General features: G+C 65.0%; 4 protein-coding genes and 1 pseudogene. 4 read left to right on the plus strand and 1 reads right to left on the minus strand.

From position 1 onward, the window contains the following. Positions 1 to 796: pseudogene (locus SPR01S_RS20540) on the minus strand (methyl-accepting chemotaxis protein); the annotation flags it as partial. Positions 797 to 1,332: 536 nt separating this feature from the next. Between SPR01S_RS20540 and sdhC the strand changes: the two are divergent. From sdhC to SPR01S_RS20560, 4 genes are read left to right on the plus strand one after another with little or no spacing between them, the layout of a single operon-like run. After that, positions 1,333 to 1,761 carry a succinate dehydrogenase, cytochrome b556 subunit gene (gene sdhC, locus SPR01S_RS20545; RefSeq protein ID WP_066593582.1) on the plus strand — a complete coding sequence of 143 codons (429 nt, stop codon included), beginning with the start codon at positions 1,333 to 1,335 and terminating at the stop codon, positions 1,759 to 1,761. After that, on the plus strand, positions 1,761 to 2,141 hold the full coding sequence (sdhD, locus tag SPR01S_RS20550; protein ID WP_066593585.1) for a succinate dehydrogenase, hydrophobic membrane anchor protein: 381 nt from the start codon (positions 1,761 to 1,763) through the stop codon (positions 2,139 to 2,141). Before sdhC ends, sdhD begins: the two co-directional genes overlap by 1 nt. Next, positions 2,141 to 3,943, plus strand: a complete 1,803-nt coding sequence (sdhA, locus tag SPR01S_RS20555; RefSeq protein WP_066593593.1) for a succinate dehydrogenase flavoprotein subunit — start codon at positions 2,141 to 2,143, stop codon at positions 3,941 to 3,943. Before sdhD ends, sdhA begins: the two co-directional genes overlap by 1 nt. Continuing rightward, positions 3,940 to 4,602, plus strand: a complete 663-nt coding sequence (locus SPR01S_RS20560; RefSeq protein WP_169803479.1) for a hypothetical protein — start codon at positions 3,940 to 3,942, stop codon at positions 4,600 to 4,602. Before sdhA ends, SPR01S_RS20560 begins: the two co-directional genes overlap by 4 nt. Positions 4,603 to 4,695: the final 93 nt, after the last annotated feature.

Genomic DNA, 4,695 nt, shown 5'->3' on the forward strand with positions numbered 1-4,695 from the left:
AACTGGCGCGGGTGGCGATCTCGGCGGCTGCCTCGACCTCGGTCCGGGCGTCCTCGATCGCACGGATCAGTCCCGCCGCGGTCTGCGCCGCCTCGCGCATCGCCAGGGCCGACTGCTCGGCTGCCGCCGCGACTTCCGCGGTCTTGTCGATCATGCCGCGCGCCGATCCCGAACTGCGTGCCGCCTGGTCGCGCAAGGTCACGCCTTCGCTGGTGGCGCGCTCGACCATCGCGGCAATGCCGTCGCGGAATTCGACCGACAGCCGGTCGCGGGCGACTTGTGCCCGGTGCTCGCGATAGGAATTATAGATGTCGACCGTTATCTCGCCTTCGAGCGCGGACAAGCGCATCAGCGTGTCGAGCAGCATCGGCAAGCGGGGGTCGTCGCGATCGACTCGGGCCACCATCACGCCCAACGCGGCCCGGTCGCTGGCGGAAATCATCGACAGCAACGCCATCGGCGACACGTCGGCGGAAAACGCCGCGGCGACCGAGCGCTCTATCGATTCGATCCAGGCGCGGCCCGATGTATCGAGGAAGCGGTTGCGCAGGAACTCGCAGCCGATGTCGATCATCTTCTGCGTCTCGTGCGTCGCCCAGATCCGCTCGTCGGCGAAGCAGCGCAACCATTGCTGCCAATAAGCTTCGGAAATCGCATGAATCTCTGGCTCGAGCACAGCCCAGGCCTCGCGGCTAGCGGATGCCAGCGTGCCGTCGAAATCGAACACCCTCAACCGCGCGCGAAGGTCGATCTTCGCGGCGATGGTGCCGGGGACGGGCAAATCATGCGTGCTCAACGATTTTTCTCCGCTTTCCGGCCGCTGGGAGGAATTGGCCGGTCGGAGGCAAGAGCTAGCGCGGACTTGGTTAAGGCACGGTTAGGATGGGGGGAGGCGGATTTACCGTCAAAGCGGACCCATTAGCCCTCTTCCGCGCGCAGGTGCGCCGGGAAAGGTCTTAATTCCTCCCCGGAAAGGGGAGGGGGACCGCGCGGCGCAAGCCGCGTGGTGGAGGGGGCCCTCCCATCGGCAGCTTCTGGCCTCGACGCTCGTTCGTAGCGGGCCCCCTCCACCAAGCCGCTACGCGTCTTGGTCCCCCTCCCCGTTCCGGGGAGGATTTTTTGCGGCACTCTTCGTATAGTGGGCAGCCAATCCTTGCCGGTGTTGATGGCGGACGGCATGACGAAGTCTGCGTATCGCGCGAAGCGCTGTCCATCCGCCGCGCCTCTCCCGCGGCCCCGGAGAGGAAAAGTCTACCAATACGTCCGTCCGACCGGCTTGCATCCCTACGCTCGGGGGCTAAGAGGGCGCAGCGCTTTCGCAGGGGACTTTACTTGGCCACGCCGTCCAAACCCGACCGCCCGATTTCGCCTCACCTGTCGCATTATCGGTGGGGCCCGCACATGCTGGTGTCGATCCTGCACCGCGCGACCGGCGACGGCCTCGCCGTCGTCGGCGCGTTGTTGTTCACCTGCTGGCTGGCGGCGCTGGGCGGCGGCAAGGAAAGCTACGACTGGTTCGTGTCCTGGTTCTCGGGCGGCTATTGGAGCATCCTGGGGTATGTGCTGGGCGTCGGGCTCACCTGGTCGCTGTTCCAGCACATGATGAGCGGCATCCGCCACTTCTTCCTCGATGCCGGCGCGAATTTCGAACTCAAGGCCAACAAGACGGGGTCGATCCTGACCATCGTCGGGTCGGTCCTGCTCACCATCCTGTTCTGGGGCGTGCTGCTCAAGGACGTCATCCTCGGAGTCGCCAAATAATGGGCCAGGGCACCGAACTCGGCCGCGTCCGCGGTCTCGGCAGCGCCAAGGAAGGCGCGCATCATTGGTGGCGTCAGCGCATCACCGCGGGATCGAACCTGTTCCTGCTGGTCTGGTTCATGATCTCGCTGACGCGGTTGAACGGCTTCGATTATGACAGCGTCCATGCCTGGATCGGCTCGGCCTGGGTCGCGGTGCCGTTGATCCTGCTGGTCATCTCGGTCTGCTGGCACGCGCGGCTCGGTCTGCAGGTGCTGATCGAGGATTATCAGGAAAATGAGAGCCGCGTCGTGGCGCTCGTCCTCATCGAATTCTTCCTTGCGGTGATCGCGGTCACCGCCATTTTCTCGATCCTGCGCGCGGCGCTGGCGGGGGCGTGATGACTGACAGCTACAAGATTATCGATCATACCTATGACGCCGTCGTGGTGGGCGCGGGCGGCTCCGGGCTGCGCGCGACCATGGGCGTCGCCGAAAGCGGCCTCAAGACCGCGTGCATCACCAAGGTGTTCCCGACGCGCAGCCACACCGTGGCGGCACAGGGCGGCATCGCCGCCAGCCTGGGCAACATGGGTCCGGATCACTGGACCTGGCACATGTTCGACACCGTCAAGGGCTCCGACTGGCTCGGCGACCAGGACGCGATCGAATATATGGTGCGTGAGGCGCCGGCTGCGGTCTACGAGCTCGAACATGCCGGCGTGCCGTTCAGCCGGACCGAGGCTGGCAAGATCTATCAGCGCCCGTTCGGCGGCATGATGCAGAATATGGGCGAGGGGCCCCCCGCGCAGCGCACCTGCGCCGCGGCCGATCGCACCGGCCACGCCATGCTCCACGCGCTCTATCAGCAGAGCCTGAAGTACGACGCCGATTTCTACATCGAATATTTCGCGCTCGACCTGATCATGGAAGGCGGCGAGTGCAAGGGCGTGATCGCGCTCTGCATGGAAGACGGCTCGATCCACCGCTTCCGCAGCCACGCCACCGTGCTGGCGACCGGCGGCTATGGCCGCGTCTATCAGTCGGCGACCAGCGCCCATACCTGCACCGGCGACGGCGGCGGCATGGTGCTGCGCGCCGGACTCCCCTTGCAGGACATGGAGTTCGTCCAATTCCACCCGACGGGCATCTATGGCGCCGGCGTGCTGATCACCGAAGGCGCGCGCGGTGAGGGCGGCTACCTGACCAATTCCGAAGGCGAGCGTTTCATGGAGCGCTACGCGCCCTCGGCCAAGGATCTCGCCAGCCGCGACGTCGTCGCGCGCTCGATGGCCGCCGAGATCCGCGAAGGCCGCGGCGTCGGCGCCAACAAGGACCATATCTACCTGCACCTCGATCATATCGATCCCAAGGTGCTGCACGAGCGGCTCCCGGGGATCACCGAGACCGGCAAGATCTTCGCCGGCGTCGACCTGACTCGCCAGCCGCTGCCGGTCACGCCGACCGTCCATTACAATATGGGCGGCATCCCGACCAATTATCATGGCGAGGTCGTCCATTTGAAGGACGGCGATCCCGACGCGGTCGTCCCCGGCCTGTTCGCGGTGGGTGAGGCGGCCTGCGTCTCGGTCCACGGCGCCAATCGCCTGGGCTCGAACTCGCTGATCGACCTGGTCGTGTTCGGCCGCGCCACCGGCAAGCGCATCGCCGAAATCGGCCGCAAGGAAGCCAAGCACGGCATCGTGGTCAAGGCCGCCGACGACAAGGCGATCGAGCGGCTCGACCATTTCCGCAACGCCAAGGGGTCGCGGCCGACCGCGCAGATCCGCGCCGACATGCAGCGTACGATGCAAAAGCATTGCGCCGTGTTCCGCGACACCGCTTTGCTCGACGAAGGCGTCGGGCATATGGACGTGGTCTACAAGTCGCTCGCCGATGTCGGCATCACCGACCGCTCTCTGATCTGGAACACCGACCTGGTCGAGACGCTCGAGCTCGACAATCTGCTGGGGCAAGCCGTCGTCACGATCCGCGGCGCATCGAACCGCAAGGAAAGCCGCGGCGCGCACATGCACGAGGATTTCCCCGATCGCGACGACGCGAACTGGATGAAGCACACCATCGCGACATTCGACGGCTGGGGCGGCAAGGGCGGGAGCGTGTCGCTCGATTACCGCCCGGTCCACGACTACACGCTGACCGACGACGTGGATTACATCAAGCCGAAGAAGCGGGTTTATTGATGCGGCTCGCGGCGCTGGTACTCGGCGCCGCGTTGCTGGTCGGTGCCGACAAGGGTGCCGATCAGAGCGCTCGGGCCCTGCTCGAGCGGACCAAGACCACAACCGCGACCTATGCGAGCTATGGGTGGCTCTATCAGCGCGACGACGAAGGCAATCGAACGGACACCTGGGCGCTCGAATTGCATCGTGGCGAATTGTACCGTGGAGAGGGGGTCAAGATCCGCACCCTCGTCAATTGCCGCACCCATGTCGGTTGGCTCTACGATATCGCCAGCGACACGCTCACCAGGAACGATGAGATCTGGGCCGGCGCTTGCGGGATTTTCTCCGGTGGCCAGATTGCAGCTGTCGACCTCCTCGCTCCAATAAGTGATCGACGGTTCGGCCGGCTCGACGTACTGCGCGTCACAGATCGGCATAATCTCCGCTATTATGCGATCGATCGACGCGGCGTGATCATCCGAAGCGCCTGGGCTGCGGCCAACGGCTCTCCCGCCCCCTGTATTCAACAGGAGCCGATCGCGATCCTGCAGAATTTGCCAGCCGATACGCTCTTCGTGCCGGACGCGTTGAAGCATTCCTTGGTGCCGGAGCGTTACCGGACCGCGCCGAAGACCGTTCAGCCGCTTGCCTTGTCGGGGCGGCGTTGCGGCGATTGAATGCCTCCGGCAGCCTAATCTAAGCCCTCTCCTGCTCGCGGGAGAGGGTTGGGTGAGGGTCTTCTTTCTTCTTCCAGGCGTGTGCCGAGACAG

The sequence above is a fragment of the Sphingomonas pruni NBRC 15498 genome (assembly GCF_001598455.1).
GTDB lineage: Bacteria > Pseudomonadota > Alphaproteobacteria > Sphingomonadales > Sphingomonadaceae > Sphingomonas > Sphingomonas pruni.